Annotated in this window: 16 protein-coding genes; 6 read left to right on the top strand and 10 right to left on the bottom strand. The window is 63.5% G+C overall.

Features of this window, described 5'->3' with window-relative positions; translation table 11 throughout:
- Positions 1–47 precede the first annotated feature (47 nt).
- Complete coding sequence (locus RA24_RS19375) at positions 48–1,070, top strand: GlxA family transcriptional regulator (protein WP_039193644.1); 1,023 nt, start codon at positions 48–50, stop codon at positions 1,068–1,070.
- A 2-nt stretch (positions 1,071–1,072) separates the two neighbouring features.
- On the opposite strand, the gene RA24_RS19370 is transcribed toward RA24_RS19375, so the two are convergent.
- Together RA24_RS19370 and RA24_RS19365 are read right to left on the bottom strand one after the other, a co-directional pair.
- The gene (locus RA24_RS19370; RefSeq protein ID WP_039174430.1) at positions 1,073–2,290 is read right to left on the bottom strand and encodes a PAS domain-containing protein; all 1,218 of its coding nucleotides are present in this window, start codon (positions 2,288–2,290) and stop codon (positions 1,073–1,075) included.
- A 115-nt stretch (positions 2,291–2,405) separates the two neighbouring features.
- On the bottom strand, positions 2,406–3,995 hold the full coding sequence (locus tag RA24_RS19365; RefSeq protein WP_039193641.1) for a class I SAM-dependent methyltransferase: 1,590 nt from the start codon (positions 3,993–3,995) through the stop codon (positions 2,406–2,408).
- 229 nt (positions 3,996–4,224) lie between these two features.
- Between RA24_RS19365 and RA24_RS19360 the strand changes: the two genes are divergently transcribed.
- The gene (locus RA24_RS19360; RefSeq protein WP_193747153.1) at positions 4,225–4,740 is read left to right on the top strand and encodes a hypothetical protein; all 516 of its coding nucleotides are present in this window, start codon (positions 4,225–4,227) and stop codon (positions 4,738–4,740) included.
- A 196-nt stretch (positions 4,741–4,936) separates the two neighbouring features.
- Here the strand turns inward: RA24_RS19360 and RA24_RS19355 are convergent, their stop codons facing one another.
- The 5 genes from RA24_RS19355 to RA24_RS19335 are packed head-to-tail and all read right to left on the bottom strand — an operon-like array spanning position 4,937 to position 9,842.
- Positions 4,937–5,350: a F0F1 ATP synthase subunit epsilon gene (locus tag RA24_RS19355; RefSeq protein WP_019298630.1), complete on the bottom strand. Its 414-nt coding sequence runs from the start codon at positions 5,348–5,350 to the stop codon at positions 4,937–4,939.
- A gap of 56 nt (positions 5,351–5,406) precedes the next feature.
- On the bottom strand, positions 5,407–6,831 hold the full coding sequence (gene atpD / locus RA24_RS19350; protein WP_019298629.1) for a F0F1 ATP synthase subunit beta: 1,425 nt from the start codon (positions 6,829–6,831) through the stop codon (positions 5,407–5,409).
- Positions 6,832–6,852: 21 nt separating this feature from the next.
- Entirely contained in the window at positions 6,853–7,728 is an 876-nt protein-coding gene (locus tag RA24_RS19345) for a F0F1 ATP synthase subunit gamma (RefSeq protein WP_019298628.1), read from the bottom strand.
- Between the two features lie 14 nt (positions 7,729–7,742).
- Positions 7,743–9,281, bottom strand: coding sequence for a F0F1 ATP synthase subunit alpha (gene atpA / locus RA24_RS19340; protein WP_019298627.1), 1,539 nt, complete (start codon positions 9,279–9,281; stop codon positions 7,743–7,745).
- Positions 9,282–9,842 carry a F0F1 ATP synthase subunit delta gene (locus RA24_RS19335; RefSeq protein ID WP_039193638.1) on the bottom strand — a complete coding sequence of 187 codons (561 nt, stop codon included), beginning with the start codon at positions 9,840–9,842 and terminating at the stop codon, positions 9,282–9,284.
- A 496-nt stretch (positions 9,843–10,338) separates the two neighbouring features.
- Between RA24_RS19335 and RA24_RS19330 the strand changes: the two genes are divergently transcribed.
- On the top strand, positions 10,339–12,144 hold the full coding sequence (locus RA24_RS19330; RefSeq protein ID WP_039193635.1) for a hypothetical protein: 1,806 nt from the start codon (positions 10,339–10,341) through the stop codon (positions 12,142–12,144).
- A gap of 39 nt (positions 12,145–12,183) precedes the next feature.
- On the opposite strand, the gene RA24_RS19325 is transcribed toward RA24_RS19330, so the two are convergent.
- A complete protein-coding gene (locus tag RA24_RS19325; RefSeq protein ID WP_019298624.1) occupies positions 12,184–12,930 on the bottom strand; it encodes a class I SAM-dependent methyltransferase in 747 nt (248 codons plus the stop codon).
- Positions 12,931–12,985: 55 nt separating this feature from the next.
- Here RA24_RS19325 and gloB point away from each other — a divergent pair, with 55 nt between their 5' ends.
- The 3 genes from gloB to RA24_RS19310 all read left to right on the top strand — a co-directional run bounded on the left by gloB (position 12,986) and on the right by RA24_RS19310 (position 17,231).
- A complete protein-coding gene (gene gloB, locus RA24_RS19320; RefSeq protein WP_039193632.1) occupies positions 12,986–13,759 on the top strand; it encodes a hydroxyacylglutathione hydrolase in 774 nt (257 codons plus the stop codon).
- Between the two features lie 176 nt (positions 13,760–13,935).
- Positions 13,936–16,260 (top strand): ATP-dependent Clp protease ATP-binding subunit ClpA, encoded by a 2,325-nt coding sequence (clpA, locus tag RA24_RS19315; RefSeq protein ID WP_019298622.1) that lies wholly within the window; start codon positions 13,936–13,938, stop codon positions 16,258–16,260.
- A complete protein-coding gene (locus RA24_RS19310; protein ID WP_039193630.1) occupies positions 16,260–17,231 on the top strand; it encodes a M23 family metallopeptidase in 972 nt (323 codons plus the stop codon). Before clpA ends, RA24_RS19310 begins: the two co-directional genes overlap by 1 nt.
- 327 nt (positions 17,232–17,558) lie before the next feature.
- Here RA24_RS19310 and RA24_RS19305 read toward each other — a convergent pair whose 3' ends face one another.
- Together RA24_RS19305 and RA24_RS19300 are read right to left on the bottom strand one after the other, a co-directional pair.
- The gene (locus tag RA24_RS19305; protein ID WP_039193627.1) at positions 17,559–19,400 is read right to left on the bottom strand and encodes a peptidoglycan -binding protein; all 1,842 of its coding nucleotides are present in this window, start codon (positions 19,398–19,400) and stop codon (positions 17,559–17,561) included.
- A gap of 3 nt (positions 19,401–19,403) precedes the next feature.
- Positions 19,404–20,594, bottom strand: a complete 1,191-nt coding sequence (locus RA24_RS19300) for a biopolymer transporter ExbB (protein WP_039193624.1) — start codon at positions 20,592–20,594, stop codon at positions 19,404–19,406.
- Positions 20,595–20,642 lie beyond the last annotated feature (48 nt).

Raw genomic sequence — 20,642 nt, 5'->3', positions numbered from 1 at the left:
TCCGGCGCGCGTTTCACTGTGAACGTCCCATCTGTTAGGTTAGTGATATGACATTCCGCAGCTTTGTCCCGAAGGGTGCGGCCAGTTTCCGGGTCGATTACGACGGGCCGCCCAAAGACATCTACTTTGTGCTTCTGCCGAAGCTGACCATGCTGGCCTTCAGCGCTGCGGTGGAGCCGTTGCGGATTGCCAATCAGGTCACCGGCAAGGAGCTGTACCGCTGGTTTCTGCTGAGCGAGGATGGCGCCGCCGTGCCCTGCTCCAACGGGATCGGCATCAACACCGACATGGCGCTGGAGGATCTGCCGCGGGGCAGCTTCGGGTTTGTCTGTGCGGGCATTGAACCCTCAGAAAGCGCCAGCCCCAAGGTGCTGTCCTGGATGCGGCGGCAGAATGCCCATGGCAGCCGCTTTGGCGGCATTTGCACCGGGGCTTTTGCTTTGGCCCAGGCCGGGCTTTTGCAGGGGCAGCGCTTTACCCTGCATTGGGAGAACCAGCCGTCGTTTTCCGAATATTTCCCGGGGCTTGAGCCGACTGCGAACCTATATGAGATCGACCGAGGGCTGATGACCTGCGGCGGCGGCAATGCGGCCACCGATATGATGCTGGAGATGATCGAGACCGACCACAGCAAGGATCTGGCGGTGATTGTCTCTGACATGTGCATCCACTTCCGGTCCAACAACCGCGAGGCGCTGCAGAAGTCGGCCTATTCGGTAGCGCTGAGCAGCCGCAACCAGCATCTGATCAACGCCATGCAGTTCATGCACGACACCATCGAGGAGCCGGTGGAGGTGGGCGTGGTGGCGGAGCACGCGCAGATTTCGCGGCGCCAGCTGGAGCGGCTGTTCCAGCGTTATGTCGGCACCTCACCGGTGCAGTTCTATATCGACCTGCGCGTGGGCCGGGCACTGGCGCTGCTGAATGAGACCAACATGACGGTGGCAGAAATATCCGCCGCCACCGGCTTCAGCAGCGCGACCCAGCTGTCGATCCGCTTCAAGAAGCGGTACGGGCAGTCGCCTGCGTCCTTCCGCAAGAGCTGGGCAGAGAAGGCAGCCAAGGAGTAGGCTCAGCCCTCGTCACTGGCCAGCGCGGTGCTGAGTTCGCTGATCTTTTCCAGCCGGGCCGAGATGCGGTCCTGGAAGCGTCCCAGCTCGTCGATGATGGTGTTCAGGGTCTCGCCGACATTGCCGAGCCGGGCGCATTCGATTTTGCACAGCACCCGGGTTGTGGTCAGCGCCATGAAATGGCGGTGCAGGGTCTGGCACGCCTTCTGGATGCGGTCGGCCTCGAAGCGGACGTCCTGCAGGCTGCTCCGCGCCTTGCTGAACTGGATACCGGTAAGGTCGCTCAGAATGCCCTGCTCGCGGGTGATGTCGGTCGCCGCGCTGCCGTCTTCCTGTTCCAACTGATGGCCGCATTCGGTCAGGATGCGGGCCAGCCCCTCGACAAAGATGGCCGCCGTTACCGTACCCTTGATGGCGCGGAAGTTGCTGTCCTTGCCCCAGACGTGGGCCTCAAACCAGTCCGACATGTCGCGCGACATGGCGCTGTAGTTCTGGGACAGCACTGTCACCGGGCCGCCGGCCGGTTCGATGCGCGAGGCAATGACCCGCAGGTTATGAGGGATGGTGCGCATCGATTCAAACTCCTGCACCAGCGCCTCGGTCTCCGCCACCAGCTGCCCGGCGGTGGAATGCATTGCGCGGCGTTCGGCGAGACGTGCGCATGGCGGGCGTTTCAGGCCCGCATCACGCGCCAGCAGTTCCTCAGCCAAAGCGTGGCCGGCAAAGTCGCTGTAAGTGGCAAAGCCCAGCTCGCGCAGGCGGGCCAGCAGCCGGGCAGCGCTGTCCTCGGGGCTCAGCTCCTCTGCCTGTTCGGCCTGGCGCAGGGCGGCGTATTCCTGCTGCACTGTCTTGAGCAGCGGGCTGGTCGGTTTGATGCGGGCAGAGAGATAGCCGCCGTCGCAAGGGGTGACCACTGCAAAAACCCAGTAATAGCTGCCGTCGCTGGCGCGGTTCTTGACATAGGCGCCAACGGTTTCGCCGCCCTTGATCGTATCCCACAACAGCTGGAACACCGCGCGCGGCATGTCCGGGTGGCGGATCACCTTGTGCGGCGCCCCCAGCAGCTTTTCCAGCGGGTATTTGGCGACCCGGCTGAACACGGCATTGCCGGCCTGGATCACACCGCGGGGATCGGTGCGGGAAAAGAACACTTCATCAAGGGCAAAGGCCGATTCCCGGCCCGTGGATTGAGCAGCCAGCGCGCGGTCTTCAAAGGACACGTTTCGGTTCCTGTAAGTGGTTGTCTTGTACCGGTCCTGTTTACCGGCCAGTGCTTGCCGAAATGCTAATGAGGGGCGGATGGCGCATGTTTTCCCGCCCCTGCATTCCCGCGATTCAGGCCGCGGCGTTCTGCGCCTGCGCCGGGGCCTGGCGGCTGTCTTCCAGCGTCACCCCGAGGCTTTCGCAGAGCGGCAGGCGGCGGGCTGCGAAATTACCCGCACGGGCACGCAGGAGGGCGAGGTTTTCCTCCTCCGTCTCCAGCACCCGTCCGTCGTGCTGCAGGCGCTGGCCCTGCGGCGCCAGAATGCGCCAGGCCAGGGCGGCCCAGTCCGCGGGCGTCTCCAGCCCCTCGCTGCGGGCAAGAAGAAACAGCTGCTCGAACCGGTCCAGTTCCACCCCGCCGCCGGTGACGGGTGAAGCGAGATAGCGCAGGGCATCGCTTTCCTCGGCCCGCTTGCAGACCGCGAGGTTGAAGGCGCGGCAAGCGGCGGTGCGGTGCTCCAGCCCCTCCTGCGGCAAGGCCGGGGCGATCTGGCCGGTGCCGGCCAGCACCGTCAGCATCCGGGTTATGGCGCCCCACTCCATGGTGCCGAAGGCGCCCTGATCCAGCAGGCTGCGCACCGTGGCCGGGCCTTGGGAGAGCGCCTGCAGCACGGGCGCGTATTCTGCCTGCGCCAGCGGCACATCCTGACTGCGGTGGTGGAATTTGAGCGCGCCGCCATTGTAGGGGCGGGTCAGGGCCAATGTTGTGGCAAACCAGGCGCCGATTTCACCGCGCGGGGTATGCGCAAGCCGCCCTTTGACAAAAACATCGGTGCGGAAGTGCTCGTTCAGCAGCACATCGCGCAGGCCTTCGCGGCGGACCGGGTCGCTTTCGCTGTCCAGCAGGGCGCGTTGTTCTGGCGTGAAGCGGACACAGTCGAGATTGTCCATCAGGCTGACGGAGCCTGCAAAGCTGAGCTTGGCAGTGCCCAGTTCGGCGGCAAGGTCCTCGAAGAAGAAAGGGGTCCAATCCTTGTTGAAATACTCATGCGCCACATAGTTTTCAGGCATCGACGCCATATGCTCAAGGCGGGCAGCAACCGCCGGGTTCCGTTCGAAATAACCGCCGCCGGCGCCGGCCAGCTGGCGGCCAAACGCCATCGCTTCCCTGATCCGGCCTTGCAGGGTGCCCCGGCTCTGCTCTGCCCGGCTGGCCAGGATCCGGCGCAGCGGCATCGCGGCGGCCCAGCCGGGCTGGGTGTTGCTGCTGACATAGACCAAGCCGCCCGGTTTCAGCCGGTCGGCAATGAAGCGCAGGATATACTGGCGATTCTCCTCTGACACCCAGCTGTAAACCCCGTGCAGCGCGATGATGTCGAAGGACGCAGGTAGGCCGGAGGTATCGCCGAAATCCTCGAAGCTGCGCTCGTGGAAGAACATGTTGTCCAGCGCCGCCTCCTGCGCCAGCTCGACGGCGCCTGCGATATGGGAGGGGCTGAAGTCCATCGCGTGAAATTCGATATGCGGGTTGGCGGCAGCCAGCAGGTTGGCGGAGAACCCCTGGCCGCAGCCCAGCTCGCAATAGGTGAGGCCTGCGCCGTCCAGCCCGTGCCGGTGGCCCTGGGCGGTTGCGGTGAAGCCCAGCAAGGCTGGGGTCAGCTGGCGGTGGAAGTCGAAGGTGTAGTCGATGCCGGCGACATAGCCGGAGGTCCAATCAGTCACGGGGAATCCTGCTGGTTAGGTAAACGTCATACAGGGCAATTTCGGAAAATTTGGTGAGAATTGGGTTAAGGCTTGGGTGATTTGAACAGCAGCCGGGGACGGTGGCGAAATGCGGAAAAGGATCCCTGCTGGCGGGAAACGCTGCCCGTCTCAAGGGCAGATCCGGGGCCGGTTCGGACAGGCCGGGTGCCCTGTGGTACACTCGGCCGGAGCCTGCTGGGAGGAGTTGATGAGGAAAATGCTTTTGGCAATCGCTGCCGCAATGGTCATGGCCACTTCGGTGAGCGCCGCCGCTCAGGCCGGTTCAGGCGCCGATCCGGCCGAACAACTGATCACCGACTATGAAACGATCGTTGCGGTCGAGCATGATTCCCGTCACCTCTACCACCTTCAAACCAAGGCGCTTGTTGCGCATCTCGGTGGCTGGGCCCGCCCGGCCAATGAAGACGGCTCTGAGATCGACGTGTTCTCCGGCGTTTCCAAACAGGTCATCCCGCTCAACCTCAACCGGATCAAGGCGCAGCTGCGCAGAGGCCGCACGGATGAGCAAACGGCGTCGGAAATGTCCGAAATAATCGCGCTGTTCGAGACCGCGATTGCAACCGGGCGGGAAATCTCAAGCCTACTGGAAGCGGGGAAATTCGAGCAGGCCAGTGAACTCTACCGGACCCGGTCGGTCCCGGAGTATGAAAAACTCTGGCGGCGGACGTTCACCCTGATGCGCGGGATCGAGCGCAGGCTTTGATGCCTGGCAAGGCAGGGTCCATGCCCGGCTGATTGTGCCGTTTTCAGTCTGCCGACCGGAGTTTCAGCAAAACTCCGGCTAGGAAAATTGCCAGATTTCCTGGGCGTTTCCCTCCCAGGAAAACGTCACGGGAGGCCCAACAAAAAACCGGCCCCCACTGGGAGCCGGCTTCTTATTCGTCCAATCCGCGCCTGGATCAGAGGGACATATGGGTGCCCAGTGCTTCCATGTCGGCGAGCAGCTTGGCTGCGTCCTCGACCAGGCCGTGCGGCTGGTCTTCCTCTTTCGCGGTCTTGTACATCTCGCGGGCTTCCTCGATCAGGTCGTTCATCTGATCGCGGGTCATCTCGGCCATCGGGATCGCGCGTTCGGCCAAAACCGACAGGCTGTCGCCTGCGATTTCGGCAAAACCGCCGGTCACCAGATACTCCGAATTGCCTTCGGGGCTTTCGACCTTCAGCACGCCGGGGCGCAGGGTGGTGATGGTCGGCGCGTGCTGAGGCATCGCCGTCATGTCACCCTCGGCTCCGGGGATCTGAACCGCGCTGGCCTGCAGCGAAGCCAGGCTCCGCTCGGGGCTCACGAGGTCGAATTGCATCGTTTGTGCCATTGGGGCCTCCTTTCAGGGTCCCCCCGCACCGCGAGGGCGCGGGGGAAAATCCGTTCTTAGGCGGCTTCCGCAGCCATCTTCTCGGCTTTGGCGATCACTTCGTCGATGCCGCCAACCATGTAGAAGGCGCCTTCGGGCAGGTGGTCGTATTCGCCAGCCACAACGGCCTTGAACGACGAGATGGTGTCTTCCAGGGAAACCTGGACACCGTCGGAGCCGGTGAAGACCTTCGCAACGTCGAACGGCTGGGACAGGAAACGCTGGATCTTACGCGCACGCGCAACGGTCAGCTTGTCCTCTTCCGACAGTTCGTCCATGCCGAGGATCGCGATGATGTCCTGCAGCGACTTGTAGCGCTGGAGGATTTGCTGAACGTCGGAAGCCACTGCGTAGTGCTCTTCGCCAACGATCTGCGGGTCCATCAGGCGCGACGAGCTATCGAGCGGGTCCACAGCGGGGTAGATGCCGAGCTCGGAGATCGCACGGTTAAGAACGGTGGTCGCGTCCAGGTGGGCAAAGGTGGTTGCCGGTGCCGGGTCGGTAAGGTCGTCCGCGGGAACGTAGACGGCCTGGATCGAGGTGATCGAGCCGTTCTTGGTGGAGGTGATGCGTTCCTGCATCGCGCCCATGTCGGTTGCCAGGGTCGGCTGGTAGCCCACAGCCGAAGGAATACGGCCGAGCAGAGCGGACACCTCAGAACCGGCCTGGGTGAAGCGGAAGATGTTGTCCACGAAGAACAGAACGTCGGTGCCGGACTGGTCGCGGAACTGTTCGGCCAGGGTCAGGCCGGTCAGCGCAACACGGGCACGGGCTCCCGGAGGTTCGTTCATCTGACCGTAAACCAGGGCCACCTGGGACTCTTCCAGGTTGTCCGGCTTGATCACGTTGGATTCGATCATTTCCCAGTACAGGTCGTTGCCTTCACGGGTCCGCTCGCCAACACCGGCGAACACGGAGTAGCCCGAGTGCACTTTTGCGATGTTGTTGATCAGTTCCATGATGAGAACGGTCTTGCCCACGCCGGCGCCGCCGAACAGGCCGATCTTGCCGCCTTTGGAGTAAGGCGCCAGCAGGTCGATCACCTTGATGCCGGTCACCAGAACTTCCGACTCGGTCGACTGTTCGTTGAACTCGGGTGCCGGCTGGTGGATGGCGCGGGTCTCGGATGCGTTGACCGGGCCCTTTTCGTCCACGGGCTCGCCCACGACGTTCAGGATGCGGCCCAGGGTGGCGTTACCGACCGGGATCGAGATCGGGGCGCCGGTGTCGGTCACTTCCTGACCGCGGACCAGGCCCTCGGTTGCGTCCATTGCGATGGTGCGGACGGTGTTTTCGCCGAGGTGCTGAGCCACTTCGAGAACCAGGGTCTTGCCGTCGTTCTCAGTGTTCAGTGCGTTCAGAATTGCGGGCAGGTGGTCGTCAAACTGGACGTCCACAACGGCGCCGATGATCTGGGTCACCTTGCCTTTTGCTTGTGCCATTAGTTGGTCTCCGGTTGTCTCTTAGAGCGCCTCAGCGCCCGAAATGATTTCAATCAGCTCATTGGTGATCACGGCCTGGCGCGAGCGGTTGAACTGGATGGTCAGCTTGTCGATCATGTCGCCCGCGTTGCGGGTCGCATTGTCCATCGCGCTCATCCGCGCACCCTGTTCGGATGCACCGTTTTCCAGCAGGGCCGAGAAGATCTGGGTCGCCACGCCGCGCGGCAGCAGGTCCGCAAGGATCTGCTCTTCGCCGGGCTCGTAGTCATAGACGGCGCCAGTGCTTTCGCCTTCCGATGCCTCGAAGGACGCCGGAATGATCTGCTGTGCGGTGGGGATCTGGGTCACGACATTGACGAACTCCGCGTAGAAGATCGTGGCAACGTCGAATTCACCTGCGTCAAAGCGGGTGAGGATCCCCTTTGCGATGTCCTGCGCGTTGGCATAGCCAACACGTTTGACTTCGCTCAGGTCCACATGGCCGATGAAGTCATCGCCAAGGTCGCGCTTCAGGGCATCGCGGCCCTTCTTGCCGACGGTGAGGATCTTCACCGTCTTGCCCGCGGCCTTCAGCTCAGCCGCCTTTTGGCGGGCGAGCTTGGCAATGTTCGAGTTGAAGCCGCCGCACAGCCCGCGCTCGGCGGTCATGACGACAAGCAGCTGGACTTGGTCGCTGCCGGTGCCGCGAAGCAGCTTGGGCGCTGACTCGCTGCCGCCGACCGAGGCCGCCAGCCCTGCCATCACGGCATTGAACCGCTTGGTGTAGGGACGGGAGTCCTCGGCAGCTTCCTGGGCGCGGCGAAGTTTCGCCGCAGCCACCATCTGCATGGCTTTGGTGATCTTGCGGGTCGATTTGACCGACTCGATCCTGGTTTTAAGGTCCTTAAGACTCGGCATTGCCTCGTCCCCCCTTAAGCGAAGCTAGCGGCGAACTCGTCCAGCGCAGCCTTTACCTTGTCAGCCAGCTCGTCCTTCACCTTTCGGTCGTTGTTGGTGATGTCGGCAAGCAGGTCGGCATGTTTGCCGCGCAGGTGGCTCAGCAGGCCTGCCTCGTAGCGGCCGACGTCCTTGACGTCGACTTTGTCGAGGTAGCCGTTGGTGCCGGCGAAGATGACGCAGACGATTTCGGCGTTGGTCAGCGGCGAGTACTGCGGCTGCTTCATCAGCTCGGTCAGACGGGCGCCGCGGGCCAGCAGCTGCTGGGTGGCGGCATCCAGGTCGGAGCCGAACTGCGCAAAGGCAGCCATTTCGCGGTACTGAGCCAGCGACAGCTTAACCGGGCCTGCAACCGAGGACATCGCCTTGGTCTGGGCCGAGGAGCCAACGCGGGAAACCGACAGACCGGTGTTCACGGCGGGGCGGATGCCCTGGTAGAACAGTTCGGTTTCCAGGAAGATCTGGCCGTCGGTGATCGAGATCACGTTGGTCGGAATAAACGCGGACACGTCGCCGCCCTGGGTTTCGATGATCGGCAGCGCGGTCAGCGAGCCGGCACCGAAGTCCTCGTTCAGCTTGGCCGAACGCTCCAGCAGGCGGGAGTGCAGGTAGAAAACGTCGCCCGGGTAAGCTTCACGTCCCGGCGGACGGCGCAGCAGCAGCGACATCTGACGGTAAGCAACCGCCTGTTTGGACAGGTCATCATAGATGATCAGCGCGTGGCGGCCGTTGTCGCGGAAGAATTCCGCCATTGCGGTTGCGGCGTAGGGCGCCAGGAACTGCAGCGGTGCCGGGTCGGACGCGGTTGCGGCCACAACGATGGAGTATTCCATCGCGCCGGACTCTTCCAGTTTCTTCACCAGCTGAGCCACGGTGGAGCGCTTCTGGCCAACCGCGACGTAAACGCAGTACAGCTTCTTGCTCTCGTCGTCGCCGGCGGCGTCGTTGTAGGATTTCTGGTTCAGCATCGCGTCCAGAGCAACGGCGGTTTTGCCGGTCTGACGGTCGCCGATGATCAGCTCGCGCTGGCCGCGGCCGATCGGGATCATCGCGTCAACGGACTTGAGGCCGGTTGCCATCGGTTCGTGAACCGATTTTCGCGGGATGATGCCCGGTGCTTTCACGTCGGCAACGCCGCGGGTAACGTCTTCGATCGGGCCCTTGCCGTCCAGCGGGTTGCCCAGGCCGTCAACAACGCGGCCCAGCAGGCCGTTGCCGACCGGAACGTCCACGATGGCGTTGGTGCGCTTGACGGTGTCGCCTTCTTTAATGTCGCGGTCGGAGCCGAAGATCACGATACCGACGTTGTCGGCTTCGAGGTTCAGCGCCATGCCCATGATGCCGCCCGGGAACTCGACCATTTCGCCGGCCTGGACGTTGTCGAGGCCGTAAACGCGGGCAATACCGTCACCGACGGACAGCACGCGGCCGATTTCTGCCACTTCGGCTTCTTGACCAAAATTCTTGATCTGGTCTTTCAGGATCGCAGAAATCTCTGCTGCTTGGATACCCATTTATCCGACCTCTTTCATTGCATTCTGTAGGGAGTTGAGCTTGGAGCGGATCGAGCTGTCGATCATCTTCGAGCCCACTTTAACGACAAGACCGCCGATGATGGAGGCATCGACGGAAGCATTGATGGTAACTTTCTTGCCCACGCGCTCGGCCAGGGTCTTGGCCAGCTTTTCGCTTTGGGTCTTGGTCAGCGCCTTGGCGGAAACCACCTCGGCGGTCACTTCGCCGCGGGCGTCAGCCAGACGGGCGCGCAGCGCCTCGATCAGTGCGGGCAGCACGAACAGGCGGCGCTTGTCGGCCATCAGGGCCAGGGTGTTGCGCAGGACGGGGTCCAGCCCCATCTTGTCTGCCACCGCAGTGATTGCGGCGCCCTGCTCTTCGCGCGACACAAGCGGCGAATGGATCAGGCTGTTAAGCTCTTCGCTGTCAGCCAGCGCGGCTGCCAGATCATTGATGCTGGTTTCAAGGCTGTCGAGCGCCTTGTTTTCTTCCGCGATGTCGAACACCGCCGTGGCATAGCGCGCGGCAATGCCTGCAGAAATCGAAGCTGGTTCGGACACGTCCACCCTTCCGATATGTTTTTGGCCCCGGTTGGCGTACCTGGCGATCAGGAGGCGTCCGGGGGCGTGAGACATCCCCCTTGGCAGCGGGGCGTTGAAATCAGCGTGGGTCTAGCAGAGCGGATGCGACCTATCAACTGCCTATAACGGTAACAGGAAAAAGCATGTTTTCATTGTTTTCAACGACTTGCACCAAGTGCGGCCCTTTGACCACAGTCGTTTTATAAAAAAGTGCGGCTGAACTGCAGGATTTGGCGATTCCGGAAAGCGGCATTTACGCCAAAAAACGTCACATATGGAGAAAAAACCACCCAAATGGGCGGTGCGGACAGATTTCGGGAATCGAAATGCAACACCGTTTTGCCGCCGCATGGCCTCTTGAAAGGAAAGGCGCGCTCTTGCTTGCAGCGAGCCGCCCCGAGTGCTGGACAAACCCCTGTTTCGGCGCAATTGTGACGATTATTGAAAAAAATGATTCAACCGAAGGGCCCGCAGTATGCTTGCCGCAATCCTGATGGCCACGGCCGGCGTCGCCGCAGCAGCCGCCGTCATCGACTCGATCAACGACGAAGACGATGCCCCCGTCCCCCCTGACGAGCCGGAACTGCTCCCCGAGCCGGAGCCAGAACCCGAGCCTGAATTTGAGGAAACCGTTCGCGGCACGGCCGGAGACGACGTGCTTGAGATATTCAGCGGCCAGACCGGGTTTGGCCTGGACGGCAACGACACTCTCGGCCAGCGCTTTGTGGACAATCTCACCCTGCATGGCGGTGACGGGGATGACTACCTGTACTTTGGCAACAACGGCATCGCCACAGGCGGGGACGGAAACGACACGATTGATGCGGGATCCTTCATCGAAGTGTCCGGCGGTCAGGGCGACGACGAAATCAGCGCCGGCCGGGAAGCCGAGGTTGATGGCGGCAGCGGCAATGATACGATCAGCGCAGGCTTGCAAGGTACCGTTACGGGCGGTGCCGGAAATGATCTCATTGACAGCGGCAGGGAGAGCGCGGTTTCAGGCGGCACCGGCGACGACACGCTGAGCGGTTCAAGCGGCAGCACGCTTGAAGGCGGCGCCGGAAACGACGAAATCCACCTCCGGCCCTGGTCTGGCGAACGTGCTTACGGCAGCGGCGGTGACGGCGCAGATAACCTGACCGGCAACGGCCACGTGGATCTTCATGGCGGTGAAGGCAACGACACGCTGACCTATACCCACGCCTTTGACCGGAGCGAGGCCCCTGGCATTCTGACAGGCGGCGCCGGGGCAGATGTGTTCAACGTTGGGACGACGCATACCGGCGCGACACTCACGGATGCGGAGAAGACAACCACCATCATCCGGGACTTTGACCCCGAGGAAGATGTACTGGCGCTTTATACCGGCGAATTCGAGGGACAGGATTTTGGCAGCATAGTGGAGTTTGAAACGCGCCCTGACGGGGACAGCACAGAGGTGGTTGTTCGCTTTACAGGTTCCCATGCCGCCTCTGACGCCTACGTCAAGACGGCGGTGATCCGGGTGGAAGGTGTCAGCGATCTCTCTGCAGACCAGATCCTGCTGATCGACAGCGGCGGACCGGAGCTTGACCCGGTGTTTGGCGACGGCACCGGTGAAACCTACGCTGGCGGCAGCTCCTCCTATTATTCCACCTTTGGCGGAGATGACACTGTTGAGGCGGGCGGCATTCACGATGTTGCACGGCTGGGAGACGGCAATGACGTGCTGACCGCCACCAGCCACAGCCTGTCGGTGAACGCCGGCAACGGCGATGATGCCATTGTCTGGACCCCTGCCGGATCTTCGGACAGCGGCAGCATCATCGACCTGGGCGCAGGCGATGACACGCTGACGGCCAGCGGTGACAACCTTGAGGTCCGCACTGGCCTGGGCACGGATGTGGTCGACATTTCCCGCGACGCCGGCGCAGACATCGAAGTCCAGAGCCAGGGCGGCAATCAGCTCAGCGTTGGCATGGGCCACGATGTGCATATGGCTGGCGATGGCGACCGGATGACCGTGAATATCTACCCTGAGCATCTGGACCGGGACTCGGGGCTGCTGACGCTGGCTAGCTCAAGCGTCACGGATTTCACCGTCACATTGAACCTGCCTTCGGAGATTGAAGGCCCCCTCGAAATCACCCGCGAATTCGACGGGCGGTATGAGCAGCAGGAAGTCTACCGCTACACGTTCGCGGCTGAGGATGGGACTGAGCTGCTGGTGATGGACATTCCGGAGGGCAACGCATTCTCCGCGGATGATGTCATCGTGAACAGAGACGTGGTGTTTACCTGATTGCCAGAGCCGGGCGGTTCTGATTGCCCCGGTGCCGCTTCAGGCCGGTTCCGGCATCGGGTTTGACAGCCCCTCCAGCACCCGGATGCGGCTGGGCGACTTGGTGCGGGTCATGTGGCCTTTTTGCGGGTAGGTCTGCTTGCTGACTTCGACCATGAACACCCCGCCGGCCAGCATTGCGGGCAGCTTGCGGCCCATCTTTTCCAGCATAGCGCCGGATTTCAGCCAGAACCGCTTGTGGCTGGGCAGCCGGTAGAGCGCGGCGGTGTGCTGCTCAATGGCGAACTGATGTTCGCGCAACTGCCCCTCCAGCTGGCGCAATGTGTAGGGCCGGCCAAAGCCGAAGGGTGTCAAATCGGAGCGCGCCCAGAGGCCCGCCCGGTTCGGGACAATGAAAATCGCCCGTCCGCCCGGCCCCAGCGCCCGCCAGCATTCCTCTAGGAGCTTGCTGGGCCGTTCCGAGGTCTCCAGCCCGTGCATCACCACCAGCCGGTCAGCTCGGCCAGTATCGATGGGCCAGCTGGTCTCCTCGCACAGGACCGAAACGTTCGGCATGCCTGCAGGCCATTGCATCACCCCCTGCGGCCCCGGCATAAGCGCCATCACCCGGCGCGCCTCCGGCAGGTAGGGGCGTAACAGCGGTGCGGCAAAGCCGAAGCCTGCCACTGTCAGGCCGGCGGCCTCCGGCCACAGCTCCAGCAGACGGCCGCGGATCGAGGCCTGCGCCGCGCGCCCCAGGGTGCTGCGGTAGTAGAAGTTCCTGAGATCCTGGACATCAAGATGCATTGCGGGCGCCTGCTGCTTCGGCCAATCTGGGCGCAGTTTAGCAATGTAAAGGCGAATGACCATGCCCCTTGAGATCATCACCCTGCCCTGCCTGTCGGATAACTATGCATTTTTGATCCATAATCCGGCCTCGGGTGAGACCGCGCTGGTGGATGCGCCCGAGGCAGGCGCCGTCAAGGCCGCCCTGTCTGAGCGCGGCTGGGGGCTGGACTGGATTCTGCTGACCCATCATCACTGGGACCATGTCGATGGTGCAGCCAAACTTCAGATGGAGTTCGGCGCCAAGATCATTGGGGCTGCAACCGATGCCCACCGCCTACCTGAGCTGGACCTTGCAGTCGAAGACGGCGGCAGTTTCACGCTGCTGGGGGAAGACGTGCAGGTGATGGATGTGTCCGGCCATACAGTGGGTCATATCGCCTTTTACATGCCCGGCGCGGCGGCGGTTTTCACCGCCGACAGCCTGATGGCGCTGGGATGCGGACGGCTGTTTGAGGGCACACCCCAGCAGATGTGGGCCAGCCTGTCGAAACTTGCCGCGCTGCCACCGCAAACTATGGTTTATTCAGGACATGAATACACCCAGGCTAACGGTGCTTTTGCGGTCACCGTGGACCCCGGCAACCCGGCGTTGCAGGCGCGGGTAAGTGATATCGCAAAGGCCCGCGAAAGCGGCACCCCCACGGTGCCGTCCTCCCTGCAATTGGAACTTGACACCAATCCGTTCCTGCGTGCCGGTGACAGCGCCGTGAGAGCACATCTGGGCATGCAAGACTCTGAAGACGCAGAGGTTTTTGCCGAAATCCGCAAGCGCAAAGACAATTTTTGAGCAAATCAAGGGTATCGGGGCGCAACAGGGAGAAAATAATTGTGACCCCAAAATGAAGAAAAGACCTTGAAGCCGGCGCTCTATCAACCAAACTCTAACCTTATAAGCACATGGTTGAACTGAGGGGTTGGTTAATACCGCCCCACCGGCCAACCCAAGATCAGAGGAGCACGACCGTGCCTTCATTCTCGAGCACCCTGGAACAGGCCATTCACGCAGCGCTGGCGCTGGCGAATGAACGCCGTCATGAATTCGCAACCCTGGAACATCTGCTTCTGGCCCTGATCGACGAGCCCGACGCGGCCCGCGTGATGCGCGCCTGCAGCGTCGACCTTTCGGAATTGCGATCCTCACTTGTGGAATTCGTGGATGAGGATCTTGCCAACCTTGTGACCGACATCGACGGATCGGAGGCGGTGCCGACCGCGGCCTTCCAGCGCGTCATCCAGCGCGCCGCGATCCACGTCCAGAGTTCGGGACGGACTGAGGTAACGGGGGCGAATGTGCTGGTCGCCATCTTTGCCGAGCGCGAGAGCGACGCCGCCTATTTCCTGCAGGATCAGGAGATGACCCGTTATGACGCGGTGAACTTCATCGCCCATGGCGTTGCCAAGGACCCGGCCTATGGGGAATCCCGTCCGGTGTCCGGCGCGACGGAACAGGAAGAGGACAATCTGACCGCTGCGCCTGAGGGCGAGAAGAAGGAGTCGGCGCTGGCGAAATACTGCGTTGACCTGAACGCAAAATCCCGCGACGGCGACATCGACCCGCTGATCGGCCGCGACCATGAGGTGGAGCGCTGCATCCAGGTGCTGTGCCGCCGCCGCAAGAACAACCCGCTGCTGGTGGGCGATCCCGGTGTCGGCAAGACCGCCATCGCCGAGGGCCTCGCGCGCCGCATCGTGTCCGGCGAAACCCCGGAAATCCTGTCGGAAACCACCATCTACTCGCTCGACATGGGCGCATTGCTGGCGGGCACCCGCTACCGCGGCGATTTCGAGGAACGGCTGAAGGCTGTCGTCTCCGAGCTGGAGGAGCATCCGGACGCGGTGCTGTTCATCGACGAGATCCACACCGTGATTGGTGCCGGTGCAACTTCCGGCGGTGCCATGGACGCCTCCAACCTGCTGAAGCCTGCGCTGCAGGGCGGCAAGCTGCGCACCATGGGCTCCACCACCTACAAGGAGTTCCGCCAGCACTTCGAGAAGGACCGCGCGCTGTCCCGCCGGTTCCAGAAGATCGACGTGAATGAGCCGACGGTGGAAGATTCCATCGAGATCCTGAAGGGATTGAAGCCCTATTTTGAGGAGCATCACGGCATCAAGTTCACCGGCGACGCGATCAAGACCGCGGTGGAACTGTCGGCGCGCTATATCAATGACCGCAAGCTGCCGGACAAGGCCATCGACGTGATCGACGAGGCCGGCGCCGCGCAGCATCTGATCATCGAGAGCAAGCGCCGCAAGACCATCGGCGTCAAGGAAATCGAGGCTGTTGTGGCCAAGATCGCCCGCATCCCGCCCAAGAACGTCTCCAAGGACGATGCCGAGGTGCTGAAGGATCTGGAGAAGTCGCTGAAGCGCGTGGTCTTCGGTCAGGACGACGCCATTACCGCGTTGTCGAGCGCCATCAAGCTGGCCCGTGCCGGACTGCGCGAGCCGGAGAAGCCGATCGGCAACTACCTGTTTGCAGGCCCCACCGGCGTCGGCAAGACCGAGGTGGCCAAGCAGCTGGCTGATCAGCTGGGGGTGGAACTGCTGCGTTTCGACATGTCGGAATACATGGAGAAACACGCTGTTTCCCGCCTGATCGGCGCACCGCCGGGTTATGTCGGGTTCGACCAGGGCGGCCTGCTGACCGACGGTGTCGACCAGCACCCGCACTGCGTTCTGCTGCTCGATGAGATCGAGAAGGCGCATCCGGATGTCTACAACATCCTGCTGCAGGTGATGGACAACGGCCAGCTGACCGACCACAACGGCCGCACCGTGAACTTCCGCAACGTGATCCTGATCATGACCTCCAACGCGGGTGCATCGGAACAGGCAAAGGCCGCCATCGGCTTTGGCCGCGACCGCCGCGAAGGCGAGGACACCGCCGCCATCGAGCGCACCTTCACGCCGGAGTTCCGCAACCGCCTGGATGCGGTGATCTCCTTCGCGCCGCTGGGCAAAGAGGTGATCCTGCAAGTGGTCGAGAAGTTCGTCCTGCAGCTGGAAGCCCAGCTGATGGACCGCAATGTGTCGATCGAACTGACCCGCAAGGCGGCCGAATGGCTGGCTGAGAAGGGCTATGACGACCGCATGGGCGCGCGTCCGCTGGGCCGCGTCATCCAGGAGCACATCAAGAAGCCGCTGGCGGAGGAGCTGCTGTTCGGCAAGCTGACCAAGGGCGGAGTGGTCCAGGTCGGCATCAAGGACGGCAAGCTGGATCTGCGCCTGGAAGGCCCGGGCAAGCCGCGGATCTCCGGTGACAAGCCGCCGCTGCTGACCGCGGATTGATGCGCCTCGCATCCCTGCTGACATTACTATCGCTCGCCGCGCCCGCCGCGGCGGGCGATTTTGTTTTGCAGTTCCCGCTGGACTGCACCCTGGGTGAGGACTGCCGCATCCAGCAGTTCGTGGACCGCGATCCCGGTAAAGAGGCAACCGATTTCACCTGCGGCACGCTCAGCTATGACGGCCACAAGGGCACCGACTTTGCCTTGCCCTACTTGTCGGACATGCACGCAGGTGTTGCCGTGCGCGCGGCGGCGGATGGTGTCGTCCGCGGCACCCGGAATTCGATGCCGGATCAGTATGCCAATGGCCAGAACGAAGCCGCCATAGACGGCAAGGAATGCGGCAACGGCGTGGTGCTAAGCCACGGCAGCGGCTGGGAGACCCAATACTGCCACATGAAGCGCGGCTCGATCCGGGTTGAAAGCGGCCAGAAGGTCCGGGCCGGTGATGTGCTGGGCGAGGTTGGCCTGTCCGGCCAGACCCAGTTCCCGCATCTGCACCTGTCGGTGCGCAAGGACGGCGCGGTGGTGGACCCGTTTGCGCCGGACAGCCTGGACAGCTGCGGCGGACCCGCCTCGCATACCCTGTGGGCCGATCCCCTGCCCTACCAGCCGGGCGGGCTGATCGGGGCCGGATTTTCCACGGCCATTCCGGAATTTGACGCAATTCAGGCCGGCACCGCTGATCAAGCACCACTGGCGGCGGATGCGCCTGCGCTGGTGTTCTGGGCCTATGCCTATGGCAGTCAGGCCGGCGACCAGCTGGAGTTGAGCGTGACCGGTCCAGGCGGTGAGCTGGTCTCGCACAGCGAAGCGCTGGAGCGCACACAGGCGCAACTGTTCCGCGCGGCCGGGCGCCGCCTGCGCGGCGGGCAATGGCCTGCAGGCACCTATACCGGAACCGCCCGGCTGATGCGGGACGGCACCGAAGTGGACAGGTTTTCCCGCACGATGGTGATCCCGCCCGCCTGAGGCGCGGCCTCTCAACGGTATTGCAACCGCCGCTGCCGGGGCGTCAGCCGCGGCAGCGGCCCGGCCCGACGGGCGCGGCGGCCCGGCAGGGCCGGCTTGCGCCGGGCGGGAGGCCTCTGCCTGCGGGCTGCGGCGCGGCCGGAAGCCGCTTCTAATTTGATAAATCCGGAAACCGCAATAGTTTATAGGACAGCCCTACTGCCCGGTGGGGCAGCAACCCGTGTGTAACTAGTAGCTTGTCTCCTTTAGTGAAGCGGGTTGCACCCCGCGGGCCGTGGCGGGGTTCTGCTGCTCAACTGGTCCGCTGCTGGCGGGTGCCCGGACGGCTCACTTCTCGGTAAACTTCAGCTCGATCCGGCGGTTCTGGGCGCGCGCCTCAGGCGTGTCTGCCGGGTTGACCGGCTGGTATTCCCCGAACCCGTTGGCGGCCAGCCGCGACGGCGGCACACCCAGCGCCTCAACCATGTAGCGCACCACCGACAGCGCCCGGCCCTGGCTGAGCTCCCAGTTATCGGCAAACTTGGGGTGTGCGCCCAACGGCGTGTTGTCGGTGTGCCCGTCGACCCGGATGATCCAGTTGATCTCCGGCGGGATGGCCGCCACCACGCTTTGCAGGATCGACACCACCTTGGCGATCTCCACCCGCCCTTCAGGCGACAGGGTGGCGCTGCCGGGCTGGAACAGAACCTCGGAGGCAAAGACAAAACGGTCGCCCTGGATGCGGACGCCTTCCTGAGTGCCCAACAGATCGCGCAGGCGGCCAAAGAACTCGGAGCGGTAGCGCTCCAGGTCCTGCGCCTTGGCGGTGAGCTCCTCCGCTTCGGCCTCCAGCCGCTTGCGCTCCTGCTCTTCCAGCAGCCGCCGCTTGCGTTCCTCGGATGCCGCGCGGGCCAGGGCCGCGTTCAGGTCCTGGCCGAGGTTCTGCAATTGCACCTGCTGAGCCGCGTCGCGGGCCTGGTAATCGTCCAGGATGGCCTGCAGTCCGCCCAGCTGCTCGCGCAGGGCTGCGACCTGCTGATTGAGCAGCGCGGTTTCGCGGCGGGCTTCTTCCGATACCGCCTGTTCCTGCGAGAGGGCGGCCCGCGCCTGGGCCAGCAAGGCGGCGCGTTCTTCGGCCTGGGTCAGCCGTTCGGTTGCGGAGGCTTCTGCCGCCTCCTGCGCAGTCACTGCCGCCAGCAGGCGCTGGCGCAGCACGTCCAGATCCTCTGCCTGGGTTTCCGCGGCTGCGAGGGCGGCTTTGGCTTCGGCAAGCTCCGCCGCCAGCCGTCCGGCCTCGGCGTCGGAGCCTGCACGGGCGGCTTCCAGTTCCAAGAGCTGCGCGTCCAGCTGTTTCTTTGCGGCCTCTGCCGCCGCCAGCAGGGTCAGAGTGTCCTCAGCCTGTTGCCGCTGCGCCTCCAGCGCCAGGGTCATGGCGGTCAGTTCCGCATCTGCCGACTGCAATTTCTCGCGCAGGGCCTCAGCGGCGGCGGCCTCAACCAGCCGGGCGGCCTCCTCCGCGCTCAGCTGTTCCTGCAGGCCGGCGATTTCTTCTGACTTGGCTGCCTCCTCCGCTTCAAGGCTGGCGATCAGCGCCTCCATCGCCTCGCGCTGTGCAGCTGCCAGCCGGGCTGCCTCTGTCTGGGCATCGATTTCGCCGCGGGCCTGGGCCAGCGCCAGATTCAGCGCTTCCTGCTCGCTGAGGAGTGCGGCGCGGGCGGCTTCGAGGTTTTCGCGTTCTGCGCTGAGGTCCGCAATCCGCGCCTGAGCTGCGTCGCGGCTGGCGATCAGCGCGGCCACCTGAGCCTCAAAACTGGTGATGCGGCTGGCAGCCTCGGCCAATTCGCCGGCCTGGCGGTCGCGTTCGGCGGTCAGCGAGGTGATCAGGCTGCGGGCCTGTTCCAGATCCTGTTCCGCCGTGTTGAGGGTCGAGATCAGCGCCCCCAACCGGGCGTTCAGGCGCCGGTTTTCGCGTTCTTCCAGCCCCAGTGCCGAGGCCAGCGCGCTGACCTCGGCGGAGAGTTCATCCAGCTGGCTTTCCTGGCCGGTGATGGTTTCGCGCAGCACGAACTGCACCACCATGAAGATGGTCAGCACAAACATCAGCACCAGCAGAAGCCCGGTCATCGCGTCGACGAAGCCAGGCCAGATCGAGGCCTGGAACCGCTGTCCTGTGCGCCGGGAAAGGGCCATAGCTTACTCCCCCGCGCCCCGGTCTGATGTGCCGCCGCGGGCCAGGCCGCGCGGGCGGGCGAAAGCCTTGATCATCAGGTCGATGTCCTTGCGCAGCTCCGACAGGCTTTCCTGGCGGCCGGCCGAGATTTCCTCAAGGATGCGCAGCATCTGCACATCGATCGAGCGAAGCCGCATCCGGCTTTCGGCGTCGATACCGCCGTGTTCGCTTTGGGCGCGCAGGATCTCGGTCAGCGCCTCCTGCCCCACGGCAACCCGGTCCAGCGCCGCGGTGATGGTGCCGGTCTGATCCTGTCGGCGGTTCATGTCCTGTATGGTTTCGACCAGATCCGTCAGGCGCTGATCCACCGCGGCGCGGCCTTCGGCGGTTTCAACGAACATGACCTGCAGCGCCTCCATCTGCTCTGCCATGGTGTCGAGCACCTGGGAGACCACGCCGCTGTCCCCGGCGCCCTCCTCGCCCGAGGAGAAGCTGACGCGGGTGATGGAGGAGAGCCATTCCTCCAGCTCGCGGTAAAAGCGGTTCTGGCCGTGGCCTGCGAAAAGTTCGAGCAGGCCCACGATCAGCGAGCCCGCGAGGCCCAGCAGCGAGGAAGCGAAGGCGACGCCCATGCCGCCCAGCTGCGCCTCAAGGCCCGTCATCAGGCGGTTGAAGACCGAGAGGCCCTCCTCACCTTCCTGCGGCGCTAGGCTGCGGATGGTGTCGACGACGGCGGGAACGGTGGTGGCCAAGCCGTAGAAAGTGCCGAGAAGGCCAAGAAAGATCAGCAGGTTGACGATGTAGCGGGTGATCTCGCGGTCTTCGTCGATGCGGCTGGCGACGGAGTCGAGAATGGATCGTGTGGAGGAGGATCCCAGCTGCATCCGGGCAGAACGCGAACCCAGCAGCGAGGCCAAGGGGGCCAGTATCGAAGGCGGGCGGCGGTGATCCTGAGTGTCGCCCGCGGCAAAGCGTTCGATCCAGCGCACCGAGCCAATCAGCTGCACCACCTGCCAGAAACAGGCCAGCACACCAATCACGAAAACCAGCACGATAAAGCCGTTGAGCCAGGGATTGGCCTGGAACACCGGCAGCACCCGCGGCAGCGCCACGAAGGCGCCGAACCCCGAAAGCCCCAGCGCGATCAGCATCATGATGATCTGCCGCACCGGCTGGGAGAACTGCGGCCGGGTCTTGCGGTCTGGCTGCGCCATATTGCTGGCTCCTGACACTTTTGTCTGCTCGTGTTGCCCCGCAGCCTA

This window comes from Leisingera sp. ANG-M6, assembly GCF_000813905.1.
In the GTDB taxonomy this organism is placed as follows: Bacteria; Pseudomonadota; Alphaproteobacteria; order Rhodobacterales; family Rhodobacteraceae; genus Leisingera.
This window is presented reverse-complemented; position numbering and strand designations above follow the sequence as displayed.

Coding starts and splice junctions, on each gene's coding strand:
- RA24_RS19375 (WP_039193644.1), top strand. CDS start 48: ATGACATTCCGCAGCTTTGTCCCGAAGGGTGCGGCCAGTTTCCGGGTC.
- RA24_RS19360 (WP_193747153.1), top strand. CDS start 4,225: ATGAGGAAAATGCTTTTGGCAATCGCTGCCGCAATGGTCATGGCCACT.
- RA24_RS19355 (WP_019298630.1), bottom strand. CDS start 5,350: ATGGCACAAACGATGCAATTCGACCTCGTGAGCCCCGAGCGGAGCCTG.
- atpD (WP_019298629.1), bottom strand. CDS start 6,831: ATGGCACAAGCAAAAGGCAAGGTGACCCAGATCATCGGCGCCGTTGTG.
- RA24_RS19345 (WP_019298628.1), bottom strand. CDS start 7,728: ATGCCGAGTCTTAAGGACCTTAAAACCAGGATCGAGTCGGTCAAATCG.
- atpA (WP_019298627.1), bottom strand. CDS start 9,281: ATGGGTATCCAAGCAGCAGAGATTTCTGCGATCCTGAAAGACCAGATC.
- RA24_RS19330 (WP_039193635.1), top strand. CDS start 10,339: ATGCTTGCCGCAATCCTGATGGCCACGGCCGGCGTCGCCGCAGCAGCC.
- RA24_RS19325 (WP_019298624.1), bottom strand. CDS start 12,930: ATGCATCTTGATGTCCAGGATCTCAGGAACTTCTACTACCGCAGCACC.
- gloB (WP_039193632.1), top strand. CDS start 12,986: ATGACCATGCCCCTTGAGATCATCACCCTGCCCTGCCTGTCGGATAAC.
- RA24_RS19310 (WP_039193630.1), top strand. CDS start 16,260: ATGCGCCTCGCATCCCTGCTGACATTACTATCGCTCGCCGCGCCCGCC.
- RA24_RS19305 (WP_039193627.1), bottom strand. CDS start 19,400: ATGGCCCTTTCCCGGCGCACAGGACAGCGGTTCCAGGCCTCGATCTGG.
- RA24_RS19300 (WP_039193624.1), bottom strand. CDS start 20,594: ATGGCGCAGCCAGACCGCAAGACCCGGCCGCAGTTCTCCCAGCCGGTG.